The following is a 20,455-nucleotide window of genomic DNA, read 5'->3' as shown; positions in this document are numbered from 1 at the left end:
GGCTCCCGGCGATGCCCACTCACTGCGCGGAGTAGTCGGCCGGCGCCTCGAAGTCCACAGGAGGAACGGGGGGCGCGTTGTGCCCGGCGGCATCGAACGCCTCGATGCGGGCGCGGTAGCTGCGGCCGTCCTCCATGGCGAACGTCCCGCTGCACGCCTCATGGCCGATGAAGGCCGCGTTGTTCGTCACCGGCACCACGTACTGCTGCACGCTGGGGCCCGGGCGCCGGGGCTCCAGCTTGACCACCAGGTAGGCGGGGCTCTCCTCGCGCAGGGACAGGTTCAAGCGCACGAAGCGGGCGGTGCCCTGGGCGGTGCGACGCAGGAAGCCCTCGGAGACGGCGGGGCGCTTGAGCCAGCGCGGCGGCTGGGTGTCGGCGCCCTTGCCGGTGTGCCACTCGGGCAGCACCGCGCCGCCGCGGCCGTTGAGCAGCGCCACGTTGGGCAGCGCCTCGTCGATGCGCAGCGTGTAGCGCTTGTCCGCCTCCAGCTTGCCCACCACCTTGAGGATGATGGTGGCCCGGCCCAGGCTGCTCTCCCAACCGCGCTGCGCCTTCACCTCCGCCTCGTGGCCGTCCGCCACCAGCCGCAGCTTCTTGCCCACCAGCGCCACCACCGGCTCGCGGGCCGTGCCCACGCCCTCCAGGAGGAAGCGGCTGTTGATGGGGACGATGGCGCCCGGCGTGGGGAAGACCTGCACGCCGTCCCCCAGGCACTGGGCGAAGGCGTCGCGGGCGAGGAGCAGCACGAACAACGGCACGAGGAATCGGAGCACGGTGGAGCCAAGTCTGCGCCCCTGCGGGGTGGATGCCAAATCCGTTCCCGGGCCCTGGCGATATGGGGACCACGCCCCGTGCGTTCCAGCACGTGAAGCCCACGCCATCGCCCCGGGCGTCGGACCGTGCTTCACGTCACTCCACGTACGGGGCCACCTCCGGACACATCCTCATGCGCCCACGCCTCTCGACGTGGGTGACGGCCTGGCTCCTCGTGGGGGCCAGCGGCTGCGCCGTCACCCGGGACCCTCGACAGCAGTTGCTGGAGACCACCAGCGCGAACGCCGTCTACAAGCTGCCGCCCGACGCGCTGCTGGAGGCGACGCGCCAGCTGCTGGCGGAGCAGAAGTACGAGCTGCTCCCGAGCGTCGACCCGCTCTACGTCCACACCACCTGGCGCATCGAGGGCAACCTGGACAGCGGGGCGAGCTGGTCGAAGATCTTCGTCCAGGTCCACCCCACGTCCAACGGGCGCGCGGTGGTGCGCGCCTACCGCATGGCCTACACGACCATCGGCCGGGCCATGTCGCACCCGAGCCTGGGCGCGGGGGACCGCGACTCCAAGCTGGCCCAGGTGCCCACGGGCACGTACGTCCTGGGCGAGCCGCTGTCGCCGTCGAAGCCCGTCGTGCGCCGGGCGCCGGACTTCGAGTGGGAGGTGCTGGAGCGGGTGGAGCCGCGCTTCGCCGCGTTCCTGGAGACGCGCGCCCAGCACTACCTGGCGCTGGGCAGGGACCCCAGCGAGCCCACCGAGGAGTGAGCGCGCCCGGGCGTCAGTGCATGCCCCCGTCGTCCTCGCGCAGGACGATGGGGCCGTACTTCGCCTCGTAGCGGTTGAGGTTGTCCTGCATGGCCAGCATCAGCCGCTTCATGTGCTTGGGGCTGGTGATGATGCGCGAGCGCACCTTGGCCCGCAGCTGCTGCGGCTGGACGTAGATGAAGTCCAGGGTGAATTCCGTGTCCGTGTGGTTCACGAGGGCCATGTTGGCGTACTGACCATTGGCGACGTCCTCGTCGATTTGAATCTGCAACTGCATGTCCGGGGGCTTCGGAGTGTCCGCCATGAGGCATGTGGCATAGCGCCTGGGCCCTCGCGTGACCAGCGTGTCTTCATGATGGACACCTTGCTCCCGATGGACGCGGCGAAGACGGGGCCCTTCGACCTGGGGCAAGGCCCGGAGGCGTGCCTCTTGCTTCACGGCTTCACCGGCAGTCCCTGGGATGTGAGGCCCCTGGGCGAGGCGCTGGCGGCGCGGGGGATGCGGGTGGTGGCCCCCCTCTTGCCCGGCCATGGCACGACGCCCCAGGCGCTGTTGCGCGTCACCTGGCGGGACTGGCGGGAGGCGGCGCTGGAGGCGCTGGACGATTTGCGGGGGCACTCCAGCGTCTACGTGGCGGGGCTGTCCATGGGGGCGTTGTTGGCGCTGGGGCTGGCGGCGGAGCGGCCGGAGGCGGTGCGGGCGTTGGCGCTCGCGGCGCCGGCGATTCGGTTCCGGGGGCCTCGAATGATGCTCATCCGACAGTTGTCGCGCACGCCGCTGCTGGAGTGGGCGCGGCCGTGGGTGGAGAAGACGGGCACGGACATCTCGGACCCGGTGGCGCTGGCGGAGGCGCCGGTGCTGTCGGCGTTCCCGGTGGCGCGGCTCAGGGACTTGGTGACGCTGCAGGACGAGGCGGCGCGGCGGGTGGCGCAGGTGCGCTGTCCGGTGTTGGTGGCGGTGGCCGAGCAGGACCACGTGGTGGACCCGGAGGGGGGCCGGTGGCTGGCGCGGCGGCTCACGGCGTCGCCGTGTGTGCGCGTGGTGTCGCTGCGGCGCGGCTTCCATGTGATTCCGCGGGACACGGACGGGCGGCTGTTCGCGCGGGAGGTGGCGGACTTCCTGGGGCAGTGGCGTGACTTCGGGGAATGGGAGCCACAACCCGCGGGCGCATGAGGTGGGTTCGGGGCGCGGCGAAAAGCCGGGCACCCGTGTATCAAGAGCCCACCCATGTCCGACACGCCTCCCGTCGTCGAGCTGAGAGACGTCACCAAGTCCTATGTCGAAGGCGACACCGCGCGCGAGGTGCTCTCCGGGGTGAGCCTGTCGCTGTGGCGCGGTGAGTTCGTGGTGCTGCTGGGCCGCAGCGGCTCGGGCAAGTCCACGCTGCTCAACCTCATCAGCGGCATCGACCTGCCCACGCGCGGCGAGGTGCACGTCGATGGGAAGAACCTGGGCGCGCTGAGCGAGCGTGAGCGGACGCTGCTGCGCCGCGAGCGCGTGGGGTTCATCTTCCAGGCCTTCAACCTGCTGCCCACGTTGACGGTGGAGGAGAACGTGCGGCTGCCGGTGGAGCTGAACGGGAGCGACGCGGCGAAGGCGGGGGCGCGGGCGCGCGAGCTGTTGGAGCAGGTGGGGCTGGCGAACCGCGGGGGCAGCTTCCCGGACCGGCTGTCGGGCGGAGAGCAGCAGCGCGTGGCGGTGGCGCGGGCGCTGGCACATGCGCCGCCGCTGCTGTTGGCGGATGAGCCCACGGGGAACCTGGACGAGGCCACGGGGCGGCAGGTGCTGGATTTGCTGGAGGGGCTCACGCGGCGGGGACAGGCGTGCGCGCTCGTCGTCACGCATGAGCCGGGGTTGGTGGCGCGCGCGGACCGGGTGCTGGAGATGGTGGGCGGGAGACTGGTGGAGCGAGAGGCGCACCGGAAGGAGCGGCCGTGAATCGGTGCATCGCGCACACGGACGGCTGGGCGTGGGCGAGCTGTCCGGGCATCGAGGATGGAAGCCGCGGCGCGCATGAAGCCCGGACCGGGGGGCGCCCGTGAGGAACCTGCTCGTGCGCTCCAGCCTGCGTCACCTGGGGCGGCATCCGTGGTTGACGGCATTGTCGCTCCTCGGCATCGCGCTCGGCGTGGCGGTGGTGGTGTCCATCGACCTGGCGAGCGGCAGCGCGCTTCGTGCCTTCGAGCGATCCACGGACGCGGTGGCGGGACGTGCCACGCATCAGCTCGTGGGCGGGACGTCGGGCTTGTCGGAGGACGTGTATCGCGACTTGCGCTTGCGACAGGACGCGCCCGTGGCGGCGCCCGTCGTCGAGGGCTACGTACAGGCCGCCGTAGGGGACCGGCGCACACTCACGGTGCTGGGCGTGGACCCGTTCATGGAGTCTCCCTTCCGCGCGTATGCGGGAGGCGAAGCGGTCGGTGACGTGAGCGCGCTGCTCACCGAGCCGGGCGCGGTGCTCCTGAGCGAGCGCGCCGCGCGGGCGCTGGGTGTCCGCACCGGAGAGCGGTTGCCTGTGCGCGTGGAGGGACGTGAGGTCTCGCTGCGTATCGCCGCGCTGCTCGCTCCCGCCGACGAGGATACCGCGCGAGCGTTGGAGGCCCTGGTGCTGACGGACATCTCCACGGCGCAGGAGGTGCTGGGCCGCATGGGCCGGCTGACGCGCGTGGACCTGCGGCTGACGGAGGACCAGGCGGAGGCGCTGCGCTCGACGCTCCCCGAAGGCGTGGAGGTGGTGCGCTCGTCGGCGCGGGCGAACACGGTGGAGCAGATGACGCGGGCGTTCCGCACCAACCTCACCGCGCTGTCGCTCCTGGCGCTCGTGGTGGGGATGTTCCTCATCTACAACACGATGACGTTCTCGGTGGTGCAGCGGCGCGGTCTGCTGGGACGGCTGCGCGCGGTGGGAATCACCCGGAACGAGCTGTTCGCGCTGGTGCTCGGTGAGGCGCTGGTGCTCGGCGTCGTGGGCACCGTGGCGGGGCTGTTGCTCGGCATCCTGTTGGGTCGTGGGTTGGTGGGGCTCATCACCCAGACCATCAATGACCTCTACTTCGTGGTGAGCGTGCGCGGGCTGGCGCTGGAGCCCTTCACGTTGGCCAAGGGATTGGCGCTGGGGCTCGGCGCGACGGTGCTCGCGGCGCTGGTGCCGGCCTGGGAGGCCGCGCGCTCGGCTCCGGCGACGACGCTGCGACGCTCGACGCTGGAGGATGTGTCGAGGACTCGCGCGCCTCGGCTCGCGGTGCTGGGAGTCGCCGTGCTCGCGGTGGGCGTGGGGCTCCTGAGCTGGTCCACGCCAGCGCTGTTCCCCGCGTACGTGGGCCTGTTCGCGGTGCTGCTTGGCGCGGCGCTGTTGGTGCCGTGGGTGACGGAGCGGCTGTCGCTGTACGCGGCGCTGCCGCTGGGGCTCTCGTTCGGATTGCTCGGGCGCATGGCCGCGCGTGGGGTGAGGACCAGCCTGAGCCGCACGGCGGTGGCGCTGGCGGCGCTGATGGTGGCGGTGGCGACGACGGTGGGCGTGGGACTGATGGTGTCCAGCTTCCGGGGCACGGTGCTGTCCTGGCTGGAGACGTCGCTCCAGGCGGACGTGTTCATCTCGCCGCCGTCACTGGTGGCGCGGCGAGGTGGCGCCACGATGGTGCCGGGGCTCGCCGAGAAGTTGCGCGCGACGCCGGGCATCGCGGGCAGCAGCACGCTGCGCGTGGCGCTGGTGCGCGCGGATGAGATTCCCACGGACCTGATCGCCGTCGACTTCAGCCAATCACCGGCGCGGCCCTATCGCTTCAAGGAGGGCGGCGACGAGGCCGCGGTGTGGCGCGAGCTGGACGCGTCAAAAGACTCGCTCGTCGTGTCCGAGCCCTTCGCGTTCCATCGGCGCGTGAAGGTGGGCGACACGGTGCGGCTCTCCACGGACCGGGGGCCGCATGACTTCAAGGTGGCGGGGGTGTACTTCGACTACGGCTCCGACGTGGGGACGATGCTGATGCCTCGCGCTACGTATGACCGCTGGTTCGACGACCGGGGCGTCAGCGGCGTCGCGCTGTACGCGGCGCCGGGGCAGGACGTGGACGCGCTGGTGAACACCGTGCGAGCGCAAGCGGGGGATGAACAGGCGCTGCTGGTGCGCCCGAATCGCTCACTGCGACAAGCGTCGATGGAGGTGTTCGACCGCACGTTCACGATTACGCAGGTGCTGCGGCTGCTGGCCATCGGCGTGGCGTTCGTGGGCGTGCTGAGCGCGTTGATGTCATTGCAACTGGAGCGCTCGCGCGAGTTCGCGGTGCTGCGCGCGATGGGACTGACGCCGGGGCAGTTGTGGGGACTGGTGTCGCTGCAGACGGGGCTGTTGGGGTTGCTGGCGGGATTGTTCTCCATGCCGCTGGGCGTGGGGCTGGCGTACATCCTGGTGCACGTCATCAACCAGCGCTCCTTCGGGTGGACGCTGCGGCTCGCGGTGACGTCGGAGACGTTGGGTCAGGCGATGTTGCTGGCGCTGGTGGCCTCGGCGCTGGCGGGGCTGTACCCGGCGTGGCGGATGGCGAGAGCCAATCCCGCGCTCGCGTTGAGGGAGGAGTGACGCCATGAGCAACGGCCGAGGGCTCGTCATCGGGACGGCGGTGGTGCTGGTGGCGCTGGCGGTGGCGGCGTACTTCGTGACGCGCGAGACGGAGCTGCCGCCCCTGGCGCGGGGCGGCACGTTGACGGTGGCGTCGGCGCTCGGCGGGAGCGACGGTGGGATGGAGGGCTATGCACGGGCCTTCGAGCCTCGTGAGTTCCACTTCCCCGAGGACCACGGTCCGCATCCGGAGTTCCGCACGGAGTGGTGGTACTGGACGGGAAATCTGGAGACCGCGGACGGACGGGCGTTCGGGTATCAGTTCACGCTGTTCCGCAATGCGCTGTCGCCGACGGAGTCACAGCGTGACTCGGCGTGGGGAGCGCGGCAGGTGTACCTGGGGCACTTCACGGTGACAGACGTGGCGGCGGGACGGTTCCACGTCGCGGAGCGCTACAGCCGGGCGGCGCTGGGACTGGCGGGGGCGAGCACGCAGCCGTTCAAGGTGTGGCTGGAGAGCTGGGAGGCCACGACCGCGGGCGAGTCGATGTGGCCGGTGCGGCTGCGCGCGCAAGGTGACGATGTGACGTTGGAGTTGTTGTTGGAGCCGGGCAAGCCGCCGGTGCTCGAGGGTGAGCGGGGGTTGAGCCAGAAGAGCGCGGAGCCGGGGAACGCGTCGTACTACTACTCGATGACGCGGATGCCCTCGCGGGGCACGGTGAAGGTGGAGGGACAGACGTACGCGGTGACGGGGGAGAGCTGGATGGACCGCGAGTGGAGCACCAGCGCGCTGGGACCGGACCAGGTGGGCTGGGATTGGTTCTCGCTGCAGCTCTCCGATGGCAGCGAGCTGATGTACTACCAGTTGCGGAAGAAGGACGGCTCGGTGGACCCGTTCAGCGCGGGGACGTGGGTGCCGCCGGTGGGGGCGGTGGACAGTGCGTCAGTGCATCTGACCCGGGACGACGTGGAGCTGTCGGTGCTGAGCACGTGGAAGAGCCCGCGCGGTGGGGAGTATCCGTCGCGATGGAGGTTGCGCGTGGCGAAGCTCGGGCTGGAGCTGACGGTGACGCCGAAGCTCGCGGACCAGGAGCTGCCGGTGAGCGTGCGCTACTGGGAGGGCACGGTGGCGCTGGATGGCAATCGTGCGGGCCAGCCGGTGCGAGGACGCGGCTACGTGGAGCTGACGGGCTACGCGGACACACACGCCTCCACGCGGCGACCAGAGACCCGGGCCCGTGGAACCCCGCAGACTCGCGGCGGTCACTGAGGCGCACGCCCCGAATCCGATACAACCCTTGGCAGGCACGGATTGGATTCCGTCGATGAGTCGAGCCATGAACCTGCGCGCACGCCTCATCGAGGATCTGGGACCACGACAAGAGGACGACATCCTGGACCCTGAAATCGTGAGGGAGTGGTTCCAACGAGTGGCCACCTTGTCCCCACAAGATGCACGAGCCCTGCTGGCCTCGTCAGACCTCCGTGCGCTCCCTGGAGACGAGCTGCTCCTGCCTGCCGCAGGGGAAAGCATCCGCCCTGCAAGACAGTCTACCGTTGGTTCCAGGACTGCGTGAAGGACGGCTCCTTCCCTACCGCCCTGCGGGCCCTGGCCCTCAAGGTGCGCGGAGGATTCGACCTGGAGGAGGGATTCGTCGACGCGTTCTTCGCCTCGGCGAAGAAACGGGGCCCTGCGTCGGAAAGACGAAGCGGGGCAAGGGACGAGGTCATGGCAGTTGCAGACGGCGCTGGTCTTCCTCTCGCCATTGGCGCGGCAAGCGCTTCTCCCCCGAAACCCACCGTTGAGCGAGCCTGCCCGCGACGACCTGTCGAGCGCGCCCTCGAAGCGTGTTCACGGGCGGGACGCTCCGGGGCACGGGCCGTGCGAAGCGGATGGGATGCCATAATACCAGCGCGACACCCGGCGCGGAGAGTGGCCTTCGCGCCGGGGGCCGAGCGTCAGTCCAGCCCGTGGAACAGGGGCAGGTTGGCGGGGGCGGGATAGATGGCCACGCCGTGGGTGACGCCGAGGTCGGCGCTGGAGATGAGAGTCTGGGGCGTCGGCGCACCGGTGGCGGCGAGCTGCCCCGGGCTCAAGCGGGCGATGTCGCCGGAATCGTAGCCCAGCCAGAGCCCGCCCTCCTCGTCGAAGGCGAGCTCCCTAGGGCCCCCTACGTCGAGCCACACCGCGGGCGTGACGGTCCGTGGGCCCGCGTCGCCCTGCTCCCTGGGCGTGAGCCGGGCGACGATGCCACTCGCGGCATAGGCGACCCACAGGTTGCCTTCCTCGTCGAAGGCGAGCCCTGAGGGGCCGGCGAAGCTGACGCCATCCGGAGTGGGCTTGACGTCGATGCTCGTCTCGGGAGTCACCGTGCCCGACGTGCCCAGGCGCAAGCTCCCCACCTGGTGCACGCGGGAGCCAGTGCTGGCGCTGTCCGCCACCCACAGGTGGCCATCGGCGTCGAACGCCAGGGCGCTCGGCTCGCCGAGCCCCGAGAGCTCCACCTCGGGCGTGGGCGAGCCGCTGGTGGTGAGCTGGGCGGCGCCGAAGCGCAGCACCTTGTCGCTGAAGCCGACGGAGACCCAGAGGTTCCCCATCTTGTCGAAGGCGAGGGCAATGGGGCCCGGGACGCCCCCGCGCAGGGCACTACCCGTCAGGGTGATGTCGGGCGCGCGGACACCCGAGGCACCGAGGTCCCGGGCTGGATAGCGCCGGATTTCCCCCGAGCCGAGCGCCACCCAGAGGTTGCCTCGTCGGTCGAACGCGAGCCCTGATGCGCGGGGGATGGCCGGGGAGGAGTCGAGCAACACCGTGGCCGAGGGGCTCCCGGAGGCGCCGAGGCTCTCTGCGGAGAAGGCCTCGATTTCGGCGGCGCCATTGCTCGTGGACAGCCACAGCTTCTGGCTGCTGGGGACGAGCGCATAGTCGACCGTGGCGGTGGCCGTCTGCCCGTCCCGGACGCAGACCTGGGAGGTCGGTGCGTCATAGGCCGTGCGAATCAGCGGCCCGCTCCCGCCGGTAGGCTCGGGAAGGAGGTTCCACGTGCCCGCGGAGAGCCCCTCCAGCCTGCGCGAGGCATCGATGATCCGCAGCCCGCTCCCGTTGCGCAGGGTGACGATGGAGGCGGCGGAGGCGGGGAGCCCGCGGATGGTGACCTCCAGCGTGCCCTGGCCCATGGTGGGACAGTCGTTCGGTTCTTCGGAATCCCCGGAGTCACCACACCCCAGGAAGAGCAACGCCCCGAGCGCGAGGACGATGAGGCCGGTTCGCATGGGAGAATCTCCTTATCATGGCTGATCGGGTTCAACGCGAGCGGCTGGATTCCTTCGCACCCGCGCGGAAAAAGTGGCCGGCTCGAGGTTCCATCTGCGCCTCCAGCAAGCCCGGCAGCGTGGCGGAGCTGCCCGCGCTCTCCCAGGGCTTCATCGCCCTGCTCGCCATCAGCCACGGCGGCTACCTGGTCAGCAAGACCACCGACCACTCCAACTCAAAGCCCGCCTGACGCACCGCCCACCGTATGCTCGTGCCCGCTCGTGACGCCGCGCGCCCGAGCACGGAGGAGCCGTGCCCAGACCCCTGGTGGACGTGGACTCGGCGCCCGCGTCCGCCTTCTGCCTCACCGACGCCCTGTCCCCCTCCACCTCCCCGTGGCACACCCACCGTCGCCACCAGCTCCTCTACGCCGCCAGCGGCGCCCTCCACCTCGAGGTCGCCGAGGCCCAGTGGCTCCTTCCGCCCCAACGCGCCGCCTGGCTCGCCGCCGGCACCCGCCACCGCGTCCGCACCACCCAGCCCGCCACCCTCTGCACCGTCTACCTGAAGCCCTCGCGCGTCCCCTCCGCCCCCTCCGGCGACTGCCGCGTCTTCGTCCTGCCACCCCTCGCGCGCGAGATGCTCCTCCACTCCACCCGCTGGGGACCCGAGCGCTCACCTCGCGACCCCGTCGCCGAGAGCTTCTTCTCCGCCCTCGCGCACCTGCTGTCCGAATGGAGCGCGGAGCCTCGCGACTGGCGCCTGCCCCGCGCCCGCACACCCGAGCTGGAGCGCGCCATGGCCTACACCCTGGCCCACCTCTCCGGCCCCGTCACCCTCGCGGGCGCGGCGAAGGCCGCGGGACTCTCCCAGCGCACCCTCGCCCGCCGCTTCGATGACGAGGCCGGCACCTCCTGGCGCCGCTTCCTCCACGACGCCCGCATGCTGCGCGCCATGGAGCTGCTCGCCGAGGACGGCGCCCGCGTCACGCAGACCGCCTACGCCGTGGGCTTCGAGAGCCTCGCCGCCTTCACCCACGCCTTCACCGCCTTCACCGGTGAGCGCCCCCGCGACTTCCGCCAACGCATCGCCAAGGGCACCACCGCGCTCCCCTCCCCTACCCGCCGCAGGCGACGCGGTTGACCAGGCCGTACACGCCGTAGCCCACCAGGTACGGCAGCTTCAGCTCCGGGAACGCCGCCACCGCGCGCTGCTCCAACTGCCCGTAGTGCGTCGACGCCTGCTCGCCGCACAGCTCCGGCTTGCGCTCGCCCAGCTCCGCCGCGTACCCCTCCACCAGCGTCACCATCCCATCCAAATAGCGCCGCTGCGCTTCAATCACATCCATCACCGGCGCGCTGTCCCCTCGCCCGCCATGCACCGTGGACCGAGGCCACGCGGACAGCTCCCCCAGCGCCGCCTTCCATGACGCCACGTCCGGCACCACCTTGCCCTCGCGCACCCCGCCCTCCAGCCACGCGTGCGCGCCGTGGTGCACCAAATCCCCGACGATGAGCGCCTCGCTCCCCGGCACGTACGCCACCGTCTGCGTCACCGTCACACCCGAGTGCTTCAGCTCCGTCAGCTCCACCTTCGCGCCCCCTTCGAGCGGCAGCGAGTAGCTCCCCGTGAAGGTGACATCCACCGTGGCCTCGGCGGGATAGGTCTCCTCGGTGAAGGCCTTCGCCACGTTCACCCAATAGAACTTCTTGTACGCGTGCACGGCGGGAATCGCCTCGGCGGTGGCCTTGCTCGCCACCACCTTCGCCCCCACGCGCTGGAACACCGCCGCGCCGTTGAACTTGTCCGGGTTCGGATGCGTGATGACCACGTAGCGGATGGGATGCGCGGTGCGCGCGCGGATGTACTCCAGCACCTTGTTAGCCTCCCCTTCCGTGAACTGCGCGTCGAACACCACCACCTCCGCGCCCGTGTCGTAGAAGAACGAGTGCGTGTCGAACCCGCTCGCGTCGCTCGTGTAGCGCTCCAGCCGCGCCTCCCCCAGCCCCGCCTTCGTCCCCGCGCAGCCCATCCCCAACAGCGCGCCCAACATCCACACCACCGACGTCATCCCGAACCCACGCATCGTCATCCACCTCGTGTCGAAAGGCCGGCCCCACCCGAGAGCCCGGCGAACGAGGCGGAAGATGCGCCAGCGGCCCCTGGCCTGCTTTCGCGCATCAGCCATCGATTTGCTCCCATCCGCCATCCCGGCCGAAGCCCCTCCACGGGCCCGACTCGTGCGGGCGCCAACACACCGCCCCGCCAACGGCATCCACACCGGCCGGGGACGTGGAGTAGGTTCCCCCCACATCCCCGGGAGGACCCACCTCATGCCGAAGACGAAGTACGTGCTGGCCCTGGACCAGGGCACCACTGGCACCCACGTCTCCATCCTCGACTCGAAGCTCAAGGTGGTGGGCAAGTCCTACAAGGAGTTCACCCAGCACTTCCCCAAGCCGTCCTGGGTGGAGCACGACCTGGATGAAATCTGGGCCACCAGCGAGTGGTGCATCGCCCGGGCGCTCAAGAGCGCGGGGCTCACCGGCCGGGACATCTCCGCGGTGGGCATCACCAACCAGCGCGAGACGACGGGCCTGTGGACCCGCGACACCGGCAAGCCCCTGCACCGCGCCATCGTCTGGCAGGACCGGCGCACCGCGGACCTGTGCCGCAAGCTCAAGGAGCGCGGCGTGGAGCCCCGCGTGCGCGAGACGACGGGCCTGGTGGTGGACCCGTACTTCTCCGGCACCAAGCTCACCTGGCTCTTCGAGCACGTGAAGGGCGCGCGCGCCAAGGCCGAGCGCGGCGACGTGTGCTTCGGCACCATCGACACGTGGCTCGTCTACAAGCTCACCGGCGGCACCACCCACGTCACCGACGTGTCCAACGCCAGCCGCACCCTGCTGATGGACCTGCGCACCCTGCAGTGGAGCGACGAGATGCGCTCGCTGCTCGACGTGCCCGGCGCGTGCCTGCCGCAGATTCGCGGCTCGGCCGAGGTCTACGGCACCACGCGCGGCATGCGCAGCCTGCCCGACGGCGTGCCCGTGGCGGGCATGGCCGGCGACCAGCAGGCCGCCCTCTTCGGCCAGGCCTGCTTCGAGCCCGGCGAATCCAAGTGCACCTACGGCACCGGCGCGTTCCTCCTGATGAACACCGGCACGGAGCCGGTGCGCTCGTCGGCGGGCCTGCTCACCACCGTGGCGTGGCGGCTGGGCGGCACCGGCTCCACCACGTACGCGCTGGAGGGCTCCAGCTTCATCGCCGGCGCCGCCGTGCAGTGGATGCGCGACGGCCTCAAGGCCATCAAGCGCGCCCCCGACATCGAGGCGCTCGCCGCCAGCGTGAAGGACTCCGGCGACGTCGTCTTCGTCCCCGCGCTCGCCGGCCTGGGCGCGCCGCACTGGCGCCCCGAGGCGCGCGGCCTGTTCGCCGGCATGGACCGCTCCACCACCGTGGCCCACATGGCGCGCGCGGTGCTCGAGGGCATCGCCCTGCAGATTCACGACCTGGCCGAGGCGATGCGCCGTGACAGCGGCCGCACCATCCCCGTCTTCAAGGCGGACGGCGGCGCCGCGGCCAACAACCTGCTCATGCAGTACCAGGCGGACCTGCTCGGCGTGCCCGTGGTGCGTCCGAAGAACCTGGAGACCACCAGCCTGGGCGCGGCCTTCCTGGGCGGCCTGGGCGCGGGCGTCTGGGACAGCCCGGAGGCCATCAAGCGCGCGTGGAAGGCGGACAAGACCTTCAAGCCGAGGATGAAGCCGCCCGAGCGCGAGCGCCACCTCGCCAAGTGGAAGCGCGCGGTGGAGCGCGCATGAAGTCCCGGCGGCTCCTCCTGCTCGCCCTCGCCTTGCTCACGGGCTGCCCGGACGCCCTGCCTCCCGAGGAGTGTTTCCTCACCGGCGCGGCGGAGCCCCCCACGCTCATCATCGCGCAAGGGGAGACGGTGAGCGTGCGCGTCCCCGCCACCAGCCCCCAGGTCTGCGACACACCGGAGGACGCCCACACGCCCGAGTCCGTCACCGTGGAGGTCCACGGCCCCGACAACCTGCCCGTGCCCGCCACGGTGGAGTTGCAGCCGGGCACCTGGTTCGCCACCGTGCGCTTCACGCCGAAGTCCACGGGCCGCCACCACGTCATCGTCGCGTTCGCGCCCGTGGGCAGCCTGCGTCAGTTCGACGTCCACGTGGCCCAGGATGAGCGCTCGCTCACCCCGGTGGCGACGCTCGACCCGCGCCCCACCTGTCTCTTCGTGGACCGCACGCGCAGCGGGACCTGGCTGTGCGACCACCTGGCCCTGCGCGAACCGGGGACGCTGCCCCAGCCCGTGGGCCGTGAGACCCAGCCCGCCACCGCCGTGGCCGGAGACGTGGTGTGGGCGATGACGGAAACCGAGGTGCGCCGCTACGTCGACCCGGGCACGGGCCCCCTCATCCTCACCGGCGCCGCGCCCCTCCCGCCCGGCTCGTACGACACGGACCGCACGCCCCACTCGCGGCTCGCCACCGAGGACGAGTACCTGGTGGCGGACGCGACGACGCTGCACCGCTTCATCTTCCGCGAGGGTGAAGGGGTGCTCGCCTTCTCCAACACCCCCTGGAGCTCGCTGACCACGCCGCAGCTCACCTTCGGCACCGACAACACCCGAGCCATCCTGGTGCGCGGCGGGGACACCGTGTGGCTGGTGAGCTCCGCGCAGGACTCCGTCACCTTCACCCCGCGCACCCAGGCCTGTCCCTTCCAGGTGGACGCGCGGGGCTTCTATCGTCCCAGCACCACCCGCGCGTGTGCGGTGCTCGCTGGCGAGCCCGTGGGCCATGGCGAGGGCGTGGTGTGGACCCGTGACACGGTGCAGACCTCGACCGGCTTCATCCCCGTGCTGCACCGTCATGAAGTGAGCGCCGCGCACGGCCTCCAGGAGGCGGGCGCGCTCTCGCTGGACAGCAGCATCACCAGCTTCGTGCAGGAGCTGCGGCCCGGGCCCTCCCATCCGCTGCTCAAGTCCTCGAGCGGAGTCGGAACCCTCGCCACGCCCCGATGGAACGCGGAGCGAACCGCGCTCGTGCTCGCGTTGCTACCCGACCCCGGACACGCGAATCACATTACGCGCATCTCGGACCATTTCACCTGGACGGTGAACCGTCTCGGCGCGCCGGGGGTGCGCGTGCATCCGTGGACGTCCTCCCCCTGACGGGTGCTTTCCTCGGGCGGCCAAGCGGATATGAAGGAGGGCACCATGTCCCAGAAAGCCCCCCTGCTCGCGCCCGAGGCCCTCCAGTCCTTCCTCGCCCAGCATCCCGAGTGGAAGCACGAAGGCGGGATGATTCGCCGCACCTATGAGGCCCCGTCCTTCCTCGCGGGCATCGCCTTCGTGGAGCGCGTGGCGCACGCGGCCGAGAAGGCGGACCACCACCCGGACATCGACATCCGCTGGCGCAAGGTGACGCTGGCGCTCGTCACACACGACTCCAACGGCCTGACGTCCAAGGACACCGACCTCGCCCATGAGGCGGACCGGCTCTTCGACGAGGTGGTGCCCCAGAAGTGAGCACCTCGGCTGTGAGTGGCTTCGTCGTGATGACCTCCAGGACCCTCGCGGGGCTGCGCGCGCTCGTCGGGTGCGCGGTGGTGATGCTGTCGTCCGCCGCGCTCGCGCAGGACGAGCAGCCCACGGAGCCGCGTCCGGAGCGGCTGTACTTCAACCCCGGCTCGCTGTTGGGCTCGGCGCGCGTCGTCGCGCTGGGGGGTGCCTACGTGGGCATCGCCGAGGGCGCGGCGGGCTTCCCCAGCAACCTGGCGGCGCTGGCCCACCGGGGCCCCGCGCTGGAGAAGGACTGGGACCTGGGCGTCACCCTGTCCTGGCTGGACCTGCCGTTCACCAGCGGACGCGCGCGCGACGTGGACAACGACGGCCGCGCGGACGAGTCCCAGGACCGGCGGCAGCTGCTGGGCGGCCTGCTGCTGCAATACAAGCGCTTCGGCATCGGCTTCGCGCTGCGCAACAGCGCCGTCACCTACTGCGCCACGGTGGCGTGCGCGACGGACAGCGAGCGCATCCGCGTGTCCATGACGCAGTCGGTGCTGGCGGGCGCGGTGTCCTTCGGCCAGGACGACTTCATCCTCGCGCTGGGCATCTACGCGGCGCAGGCCACCTTCCGGCTGTCCTCCGGCGGTGAGGACTGGCGCTACGGCGACACGGGCGTGGCCGTGGACATGCTGTACCGGCCGCATGGTCGCGCCTGGCGGCTGGGCGTGACGGTGCGGCCCGAGGTGGTGGCGGACTGGCGCCGCAAGGACGGCCAGGCGCCGGTGCTGGCGGACCGCACGCTGTTCAGCGCGGTGGTGTCGCCCGCGGTGCTGTCTTTGGGCGCGAGCTGGCGGCTGGGCGAAGGCTCGGAGCGCTACAACCGCCTGTCCCCCGCGGCGCGGCGGCAGCTGCTCGTGGACGGGGACGCGCTCCCGGTGCCGGAGGAGGAGCCCCGGGACGCGCCCGCGGGACGGTGGCTCATCAGCGCGCAGGTGGACCTCTTGTCCGGCGTGGACAACGCGGTGCCGCTGCGCACCTTCGCGTCCACGGCCCAGGAGCAGCTCGTGGGCCACACCTCCGAGTTCGCGCCCCGGCTGGGCGTGGAGCACGACACCGTGCCGGGGATGATTCGCCTGCGCGCGGGCGTGTACGCGGAGCCCTCGCCCTTCGATGGCCGGCCGCCGCGGCCGCACATCACCGGCGGCTTCGAGGTGTTCGTCCTGCGCTACTGGGAGGACTGGTCCATCAACGCCTCCTTCGACCTGGCGAGCCGCTACACCAACGTCGGTCTGTCCATCGGCTTCTGGCGCTGAAGGCGCGGCGCGCGCCCGCACGTGGGTAGCGCGCGGGCCTCCGTGGCGACACCGGGTGCGCGACCAGGGCACGCGGCCACTCCTCGTGGGAAACCTGGCGCGCGCGTCGAAGCGGGCGAGCGAGCAGACATCGCACACGGTATTGCTGGCACCTACCAGCATGGAGACCCTCCGAGTGCGGAGGGGGCTTCATGCATCAAGGGCGGCGGTGGTTGCGGACTGTCGCGTGCGCGACAGCGCTGGGTTGGGCGGGCTGGCTGACGGGCTGTGAGGACTCGGACCCGGAGGAGCCAACCGATTGTGTGAGCGAACCACGACGAGGGGGCTGTCCCGAACCCGCGCAGGAGCTCCCTCCTCCCGAGGAGGACGCGGGCACTCCACCTCAGGAAGGGGACGCGGGGACACCCGACGCGGGTCCACCGCCCCTGGAGCCTCCGCCTCCGCCGCCACCGGCGACGACGGGGAGCACGCTGTGGATGGCGCGCGAGGGCACCGCGCAGGATGACCTGGCGCTCGGCGCCGCGGTCGACTCCAACGGCGACATCCTCACGGCGGCGCAGTACGAGCTGGACGACCTCCAGGAACGTCAGCCCACGGACGACACCGTGCGGCTGGTGCTCACCCGCCGCGCGGAGACGGGCGACGTGCGCTGGACACGCGCCTATCCGGTGCGCGTGGCCCAGACGCCGGAGTCCCTGCGCGCGGAGGTGAATGCACGCGTCGCGCCGGCTCCGGAGGGTGGGCTCTTCGTGGCTGTGGATGCTCGGGGGCTGGTGGACTTCGAGCCCCAGGAGCTGGGCGACGGCGCCTTCCTGGCGCGGCTGGACTCGGCGGGCAACCTGGTCTGGACGGCGCGTGTCCCCGGGGGCGACGCGACGGTGGCGGACCTGCTGCTCGATGCCCAGGGCCGGCCGATGGTCGCGTTCAACACCTCCGGCTCCACCGACTTCGGCGAGGGCGTGGTCGGCTCCGGCGCGGTGGTGGTGACGTACTCGGTGGACGGCAAGCCCGAGCAGGCGCTGAACGTCGGACGCGCGGAGGGCGAGGGCGCGCGCGTCCTCATCACCACGATGGCCCTGGGTCCTGACGGGCACGTGGTGGTGGGCGGGCACTACATGGGCGCGGTCCGCTTCGGGACGCAGCGCTCGGAGGGCGCCTCCGAGGGCAGCGCCTTCGTCGCGATGTACCTGCCGACGGGAGCCCTGGTGTGGGCGCGGCCGCTCGCGCAGGCGAAGGGCACGGTGAGCGACGTGGGGGTGGATGCGCGGGGCACGGTGGTGGCCCTCGGCTCCTTCCTGGGCACGGTGTCCTGGGGGACGGCGAAGCTCCAGGGCCACGCGTACCGGGCGAGCCCCTTCCTCGTGTCCGCGGATGCGGCGGGCAAGGAGCGCTGGAGCCGCAACCTGGGCGATGGACTGCAGGCCGGAGCGCTCGGGGTGAGGCCCTCGGGCGAACTCGTGGTGGGCGGCTTCACGTACTCGCTCATCGTGGATGGCGCGGCGGGGCCGGATGGACTGGGCTCGGCGCAGCCCGTGGCCCTGCGCTACGGCGCGGATGGCGCGTCGCTCGGGCTGAAGCTGTACATCTCGGACCCGCCGCAACCGAGAGGCGAGCTGTACGGCGTGGAGGACATCCGCTTCGTGGGCATGCTCCCGGACGGCGATGTCCTGCTGTTCGGCCACACGGACCGCAACTCGGACTTCGGCACAGGACGGCGCGCGCCGGCGCGCAGTGACTTGTTCCTGCTGCGCATGAAGCAATAGGCGGCGCGAGGGCCTCGAGCGCGACTCGGGGCCCTTCGCCTCCGCTCGGATGACACGGGCCTTCGGCTCACGCCGCGACGAGCGGCGTCGAGCCTCGTGTCGGGTCCACCCTCGTGTGATGGGTGCGAGGCGCCGGGGCGGTTGAGCCCACCGGGCCTCGTCAAAGAGATACATCAGCGGCGCGCGAGTGGCCTTCGCGCCGGAAGTCCCCGGTCAGCCGCCGCTCGGAAGGCACCTGCATCCCGAGGCGGACGGCTCACCAGAGCGTGTGGACATGGCGCCTAGCGACGCGTGGTGCGACGCGAGGTCTTCCGGGCCGCGCCCTTGCGAGCCGCCCCCTTGCGCGCGGTGGTGCGGCCACGGGCCGGGCTCTTGCGAGCGGTGCGGCCGGCCGTTCCGGTCCGACGCGCAGTCGTCTTGCGAGCGCCGCCCCGCTTGCTCCGGGCCGGGGTCTTCTTGCGAGCAGTCTTCCCGCGGGTGGTCGTGCGCTTCGCCGCGGCCTTGCGGCGCGAGGTGGTCTTCTTCGCGCGAGCACCGGTGCGGCCCGACGCCTTCTTCGTGGCGCGACGGCGCCGCGAGGACGACTTGCGCGTCGAGGACGTCGAGGGAGCCAGGGCCATCTCCGAGGGGGCCAGGCTGTCGGTGATCTGCGAATTGACGGTCTCGTGAGTCATTCCATCTCCTCCGGTGAACGAGAACAACAGGCGATACGAAACGCAGCGTACGCCTGTGCGCGCGTGATGAGAGCCCTCCCCTCGCGAAGATGAACGACAGCGGACGAATGGCGCGTCGGACTTCGCGCATCAGGGTGCGTAGCCGAGTTCGCGCTCCGCCTTCTCCACCTGTCCGAGCGCTTCCTTCAGTCCGCGTGATGAAGCCACCGCACGCGCGCGCCGCAGTCGCTCCTCGACGCGCGCCTTCTCCCCGAGCAGCGCGTGGGCCCGGCCCAGCTCCAGCAACGCGTCGACAGCGGACCACCAGTCCTCGTGGGACTCCGCGTTGGTGAGGGCCTGCTCCAGATGGGGCAGCGCGGCGGGGACCTCGCCCCGGCGCAGGTGGAGCCGTCCGAGGGAGGTATGGGCCTCGCGCTGGCCAGCGGGGTCCTTCACCCGACGAGCCAGGGCGAGGGCCTTCTCCGAGAGCGCCAGGGCCTGGGCGTCCTTGGGGTCCTTGCGCGAGCGCACGTTGGCGAGGGCGACCAGGGCGAACATCTGGCCTGTGTTGAAGCCGACCTGCTCGCGCAGCCGCAGGGACTGTTCATACAGGGTGATGGCGGAGTCGAGCTGGCCCTGGTCCTCGTCGAGGGAGGCGAGGTGGCGAAGGTTGTAGGACTCCATCAGGACGTCGTTCGAGGCGCGGGCGAGGGACAGGCCGTGCGCATACGTCGACCTCGCGGCCTCGGCCTGTCCCTGGAACTGTTGGGTGAGGCCCAGGTGGAACAGGGCCTCGATGTGCCCTCGCGAGTCACCGGAGGACGCGGCGAGGTCCCGGGCCTGCTCGAAGAGGGCGACCACGGGGGCCCACTCGCCCTGGCCGGTGAGGAGCACGATGAAGTAGTGGAACATGCCCTCCGCATCGAGCGCGGCGACGCGGGCACGGGCGTCACCGGAGGCGTCGGCGAGGTGGCGCGCGCGGCGCAGCACGTCGAGCACCTGGGTGGTGTCCAAGCCGGGCTGATGACGGAGCATGCGGGACATGACGCGCCCCTGCTCGGCGAGGATGCGGGCTTCTCCTCCCGGGTCCTTCAGGGTCCGAGCGCGCTCACTGGCGAACTGACCGAGCGACACGGCGTCATCGAAGCGGCTCTCCAAATCATAGGCCTGCATCACGGTGACGGCGGCCTCGCTGAAGGGGCGGCCCTGCTCCGCGGCGGTGCCGACGCTGGTGGCCTGGGCGGACCGGCCGGTCGCGCAAGCGGTGACGAGTGATGCCAATCCCACACAGATGAGCTGCCGCATGTCCGAGTCCTCCTGGAGAGGCGTCGTGCCCCCCATCACGGAGACGAGGCTACGGAGCGAGTCGAGCCATGGGGCGCCGATGGGATGAGACGCGGATGGGAGGGACGAGCCGCGAGCCGGGAAGGATGAGTGCCCCGCTGTTGGAGTCACCTCGGATGGGGTTACCCTCTCCGACATCATGACGGCCGAGGAACGACGGAAGCTCGTGGAGCAGGCGCGGGCGCTCCTGTTGGAGCAGGTGGTCCGCTGGGAATCCCCCATGCGGTGGAGCGAGGACGACAGCAATGGCTACCGGAAGCTCGCGGTGGCGGCGCGTCAGGCGCTCGCGGGGGACACGGGGGCGATTGCGACGCTGAGGCGGGTGTTCGACGAGTCGTTCTTCGCCAGGACGAACTCCCACAACGAATACGGGCTGGCCTCGCTGGGGCTCGCGCTGCTCGGGGACCGTGAGTCGGTGGAGCGCATCCGCGCGGTGTCACCCATCAACCTGAACCGGACGACGAAGCCCCTCGCCCTCGCGCTCCTCGAAGAGGACTGACGCGG

The 20,455-nt window shown here is 71.2% G+C and carries 19 protein-coding genes; 13 read left to right on the top strand and 6 right to left on the bottom strand.

The annotated features are described in order from the left end of the window. Nucleotides 1-19 precede the first annotated feature (19 nt). Nucleotides 20-775, bottom strand: a complete 756-nt coding sequence (locus OWM54_RS25585; RefSeq protein ID WP_074953978.1) for a hypothetical protein — start codon at nucleotides 773-775, stop codon at nucleotides 20-22. A 173-nt stretch (nucleotides 776-948) separates the two neighbouring features. On the opposite strand from OWM54_RS25585, the gene OWM54_RS25580 reads away from it, so the two are divergent. After that, complete coding sequence (locus OWM54_RS25580) at nucleotides 949-1,536, top strand: hypothetical protein (RefSeq protein ID WP_267699192.1); 588 nt, start codon at nucleotides 949-951, stop codon at nucleotides 1,534-1,536. Nucleotides 1,537-1,549: 13 nt separating this feature from the next. Here the strand turns inward: OWM54_RS25580 and OWM54_RS25575 are convergent, their stop codons facing one another. Then, nucleotides 1,550-1,840 (bottom strand): DUF3467 domain-containing protein, encoded by a 291-nt coding sequence (locus OWM54_RS25575; protein ID WP_046716576.1) that lies wholly within the window; start codon nucleotides 1,838-1,840, stop codon nucleotides 1,550-1,552. Between the two features lie 69 nt (nucleotides 1,841-1,909). Between OWM54_RS25575 and OWM54_RS25570 the strand changes: the two genes are divergently transcribed. The 4 genes from OWM54_RS25570 (at nucleotide 1,910) to OWM54_RS25555 (ending at nucleotide 7,362) form a co-directional block, all read left to right on the top strand. Continuing rightward, nucleotides 1,910-2,710 (top strand): alpha/beta hydrolase, encoded by an 801-nt coding sequence (locus OWM54_RS25570; RefSeq protein WP_267701168.1) that lies wholly within the window; start codon nucleotides 1,910-1,912, stop codon nucleotides 2,708-2,710. Between the two features lie 54 nt (nucleotides 2,711-2,764). After that, on the top strand, nucleotides 2,765-3,475 hold the full coding sequence (locus OWM54_RS25565; RefSeq protein WP_074953981.1) for an ABC transporter ATP-binding protein: 711 nt from the start codon (nucleotides 2,765-2,767) through the stop codon (nucleotides 3,473-3,475). A 100-nt stretch (nucleotides 3,476-3,575) separates the two neighbouring features. Beyond that, nucleotides 3,576-6,113: an FtsX-like permease family protein gene (locus tag OWM54_RS25560; protein ID WP_141330516.1), complete on the top strand. Its 2,538-nt coding sequence runs from the start codon at nucleotides 3,576-3,578 to the stop codon at nucleotides 6,111-6,113. A 4-nt stretch (nucleotides 6,114-6,117) separates the two neighbouring features. Beyond that, nucleotides 6,118-7,362 carry a lipocalin-like domain-containing protein gene (locus OWM54_RS25555; RefSeq protein WP_267699191.1) on the top strand — a complete coding sequence of 415 codons (1,245 nt, stop codon included), beginning with the start codon at nucleotides 6,118-6,120 and terminating at the stop codon, nucleotides 7,360-7,362. 689 nt (nucleotides 7,363-8,051) lie between these two features. Here OWM54_RS25555 and OWM54_RS25550 read toward each other — a convergent pair. Then, nucleotides 8,052-9,365, bottom strand: coding sequence for a hypothetical protein (locus tag OWM54_RS25550; protein ID WP_223782788.1), 1,314 nt, complete (start codon nucleotides 9,363-9,365; stop codon nucleotides 8,052-8,054). Between the two features lie 17 nt (nucleotides 9,366-9,382). Between OWM54_RS25550 and OWM54_RS25545 the strand changes: the two genes are divergently transcribed. Next, nucleotides 9,383-9,595, top strand: coding sequence for a hypothetical protein (locus OWM54_RS25545; RefSeq protein WP_223782789.1), 213 nt, complete (start codon nucleotides 9,383-9,385; stop codon nucleotides 9,593-9,595). 62 nt (nucleotides 9,596-9,657) lie between these two features. Next, nucleotides 9,658-10,488, top strand: coding sequence for an AraC family transcriptional regulator (locus OWM54_RS25540; RefSeq protein ID WP_267699190.1), 831 nt, complete (start codon nucleotides 9,658-9,660; stop codon nucleotides 10,486-10,488). Here OWM54_RS25540 and OWM54_RS25535 read toward each other — a convergent pair. Next, nucleotides 10,463-11,437 carry an MBL fold metallo-hydrolase gene (locus tag OWM54_RS25535; protein WP_267699189.1) on the bottom strand — a complete coding sequence of 325 codons (975 nt, stop codon included), beginning with the start codon at nucleotides 11,435-11,437 and terminating at the stop codon, nucleotides 10,463-10,465. The two genes, OWM54_RS25540 and OWM54_RS25535, sit on opposite strands and share 26 nt — an antisense overlap. 241 nt (nucleotides 11,438-11,678) lie before the next feature. On the opposite strand from OWM54_RS25535, the gene glpK reads away from it, so the two are divergent. From glpK to OWM54_RS25510, 5 genes are all read left to right on the top strand, one after another. Then, nucleotides 11,679-13,169, top strand: coding sequence for a glycerol kinase GlpK (gene glpK, locus OWM54_RS25530; protein WP_223749687.1), 1,491 nt, complete (start codon nucleotides 11,679-11,681; stop codon nucleotides 13,167-13,169). Next, nucleotides 13,166-14,542, top strand: coding sequence for a hypothetical protein (locus tag OWM54_RS25525; protein WP_267699188.1), 1,377 nt, complete (start codon nucleotides 13,166-13,168; stop codon nucleotides 14,540-14,542). Before glpK ends, OWM54_RS25525 begins: the two co-directional genes overlap by 4 nt. A gap of 45 nt (nucleotides 14,543-14,587) precedes the next feature. Further along, on the top strand, nucleotides 14,588-14,899 hold the full coding sequence (locus OWM54_RS25520; RefSeq protein WP_223749685.1) for a 4a-hydroxytetrahydrobiopterin dehydratase: 312 nt from the start codon (nucleotides 14,588-14,590) through the stop codon (nucleotides 14,897-14,899). A gap of 29 nt (nucleotides 14,900-14,928) precedes the next feature. After that, nucleotides 14,929-16,191 (top strand): hypothetical protein, encoded by a 1,263-nt coding sequence (locus tag OWM54_RS25515; RefSeq protein ID WP_223749714.1) that lies wholly within the window; start codon nucleotides 14,929-14,931, stop codon nucleotides 16,189-16,191. A 302-nt stretch (nucleotides 16,192-16,493) separates the two neighbouring features. Continuing rightward, a complete protein-coding gene (locus tag OWM54_RS25510) occupies nucleotides 16,494-17,954 on the top strand; it encodes a hypothetical protein (protein WP_267699187.1) in 1,461 nt (486 codons plus the stop codon). Between the two features lie 281 nt (nucleotides 17,955-18,235). On the opposite strand, the gene OWM54_RS25505 is transcribed toward OWM54_RS25510, so the two are convergent. Together OWM54_RS25505 and OWM54_RS25500 are read right to left on the bottom strand one after the other, a co-directional pair. Beyond that, nucleotides 18,236-18,628, bottom strand: a complete 393-nt coding sequence (locus OWM54_RS25505) for a hypothetical protein (RefSeq protein ID WP_046716582.1) — start codon at nucleotides 18,626-18,628, stop codon at nucleotides 18,236-18,238. A 129-nt stretch (nucleotides 18,629-18,757) separates the two neighbouring features. Beyond that, complete coding sequence (locus tag OWM54_RS25500) at nucleotides 18,758-19,912, bottom strand: tetratricopeptide repeat protein (RefSeq protein ID WP_267699186.1); 1,155 nt, start codon at nucleotides 19,910-19,912, stop codon at nucleotides 18,758-18,760. Nucleotides 19,913-20,090: 178 nt separating this feature from the next. Between OWM54_RS25500 and OWM54_RS25495 the strand changes: the two genes are divergently transcribed. Then, the gene (locus tag OWM54_RS25495) at nucleotides 20,091-20,450 is read left to right on the top strand and encodes a hypothetical protein (protein WP_267699185.1); all 360 of its coding nucleotides are present in this window, start codon (nucleotides 20,091-20,093) and stop codon (nucleotides 20,448-20,450) included. Nucleotides 20,451-20,455 lie beyond the last annotated feature (5 nt).

The sequence above is a fragment of the Myxococcus sp. MISCRS1 genome, from assembly GCF_026626605.1.
GTDB lineage: Bacteria > Myxococcota > Myxococcia > Myxococcales > Myxococcaceae > Myxococcus > Myxococcus fulvus.
The sequence above is the reverse complement of the archived record's forward strand: the minus strand, read 5'-3'. Positions and strand labels throughout refer to the sequence as shown.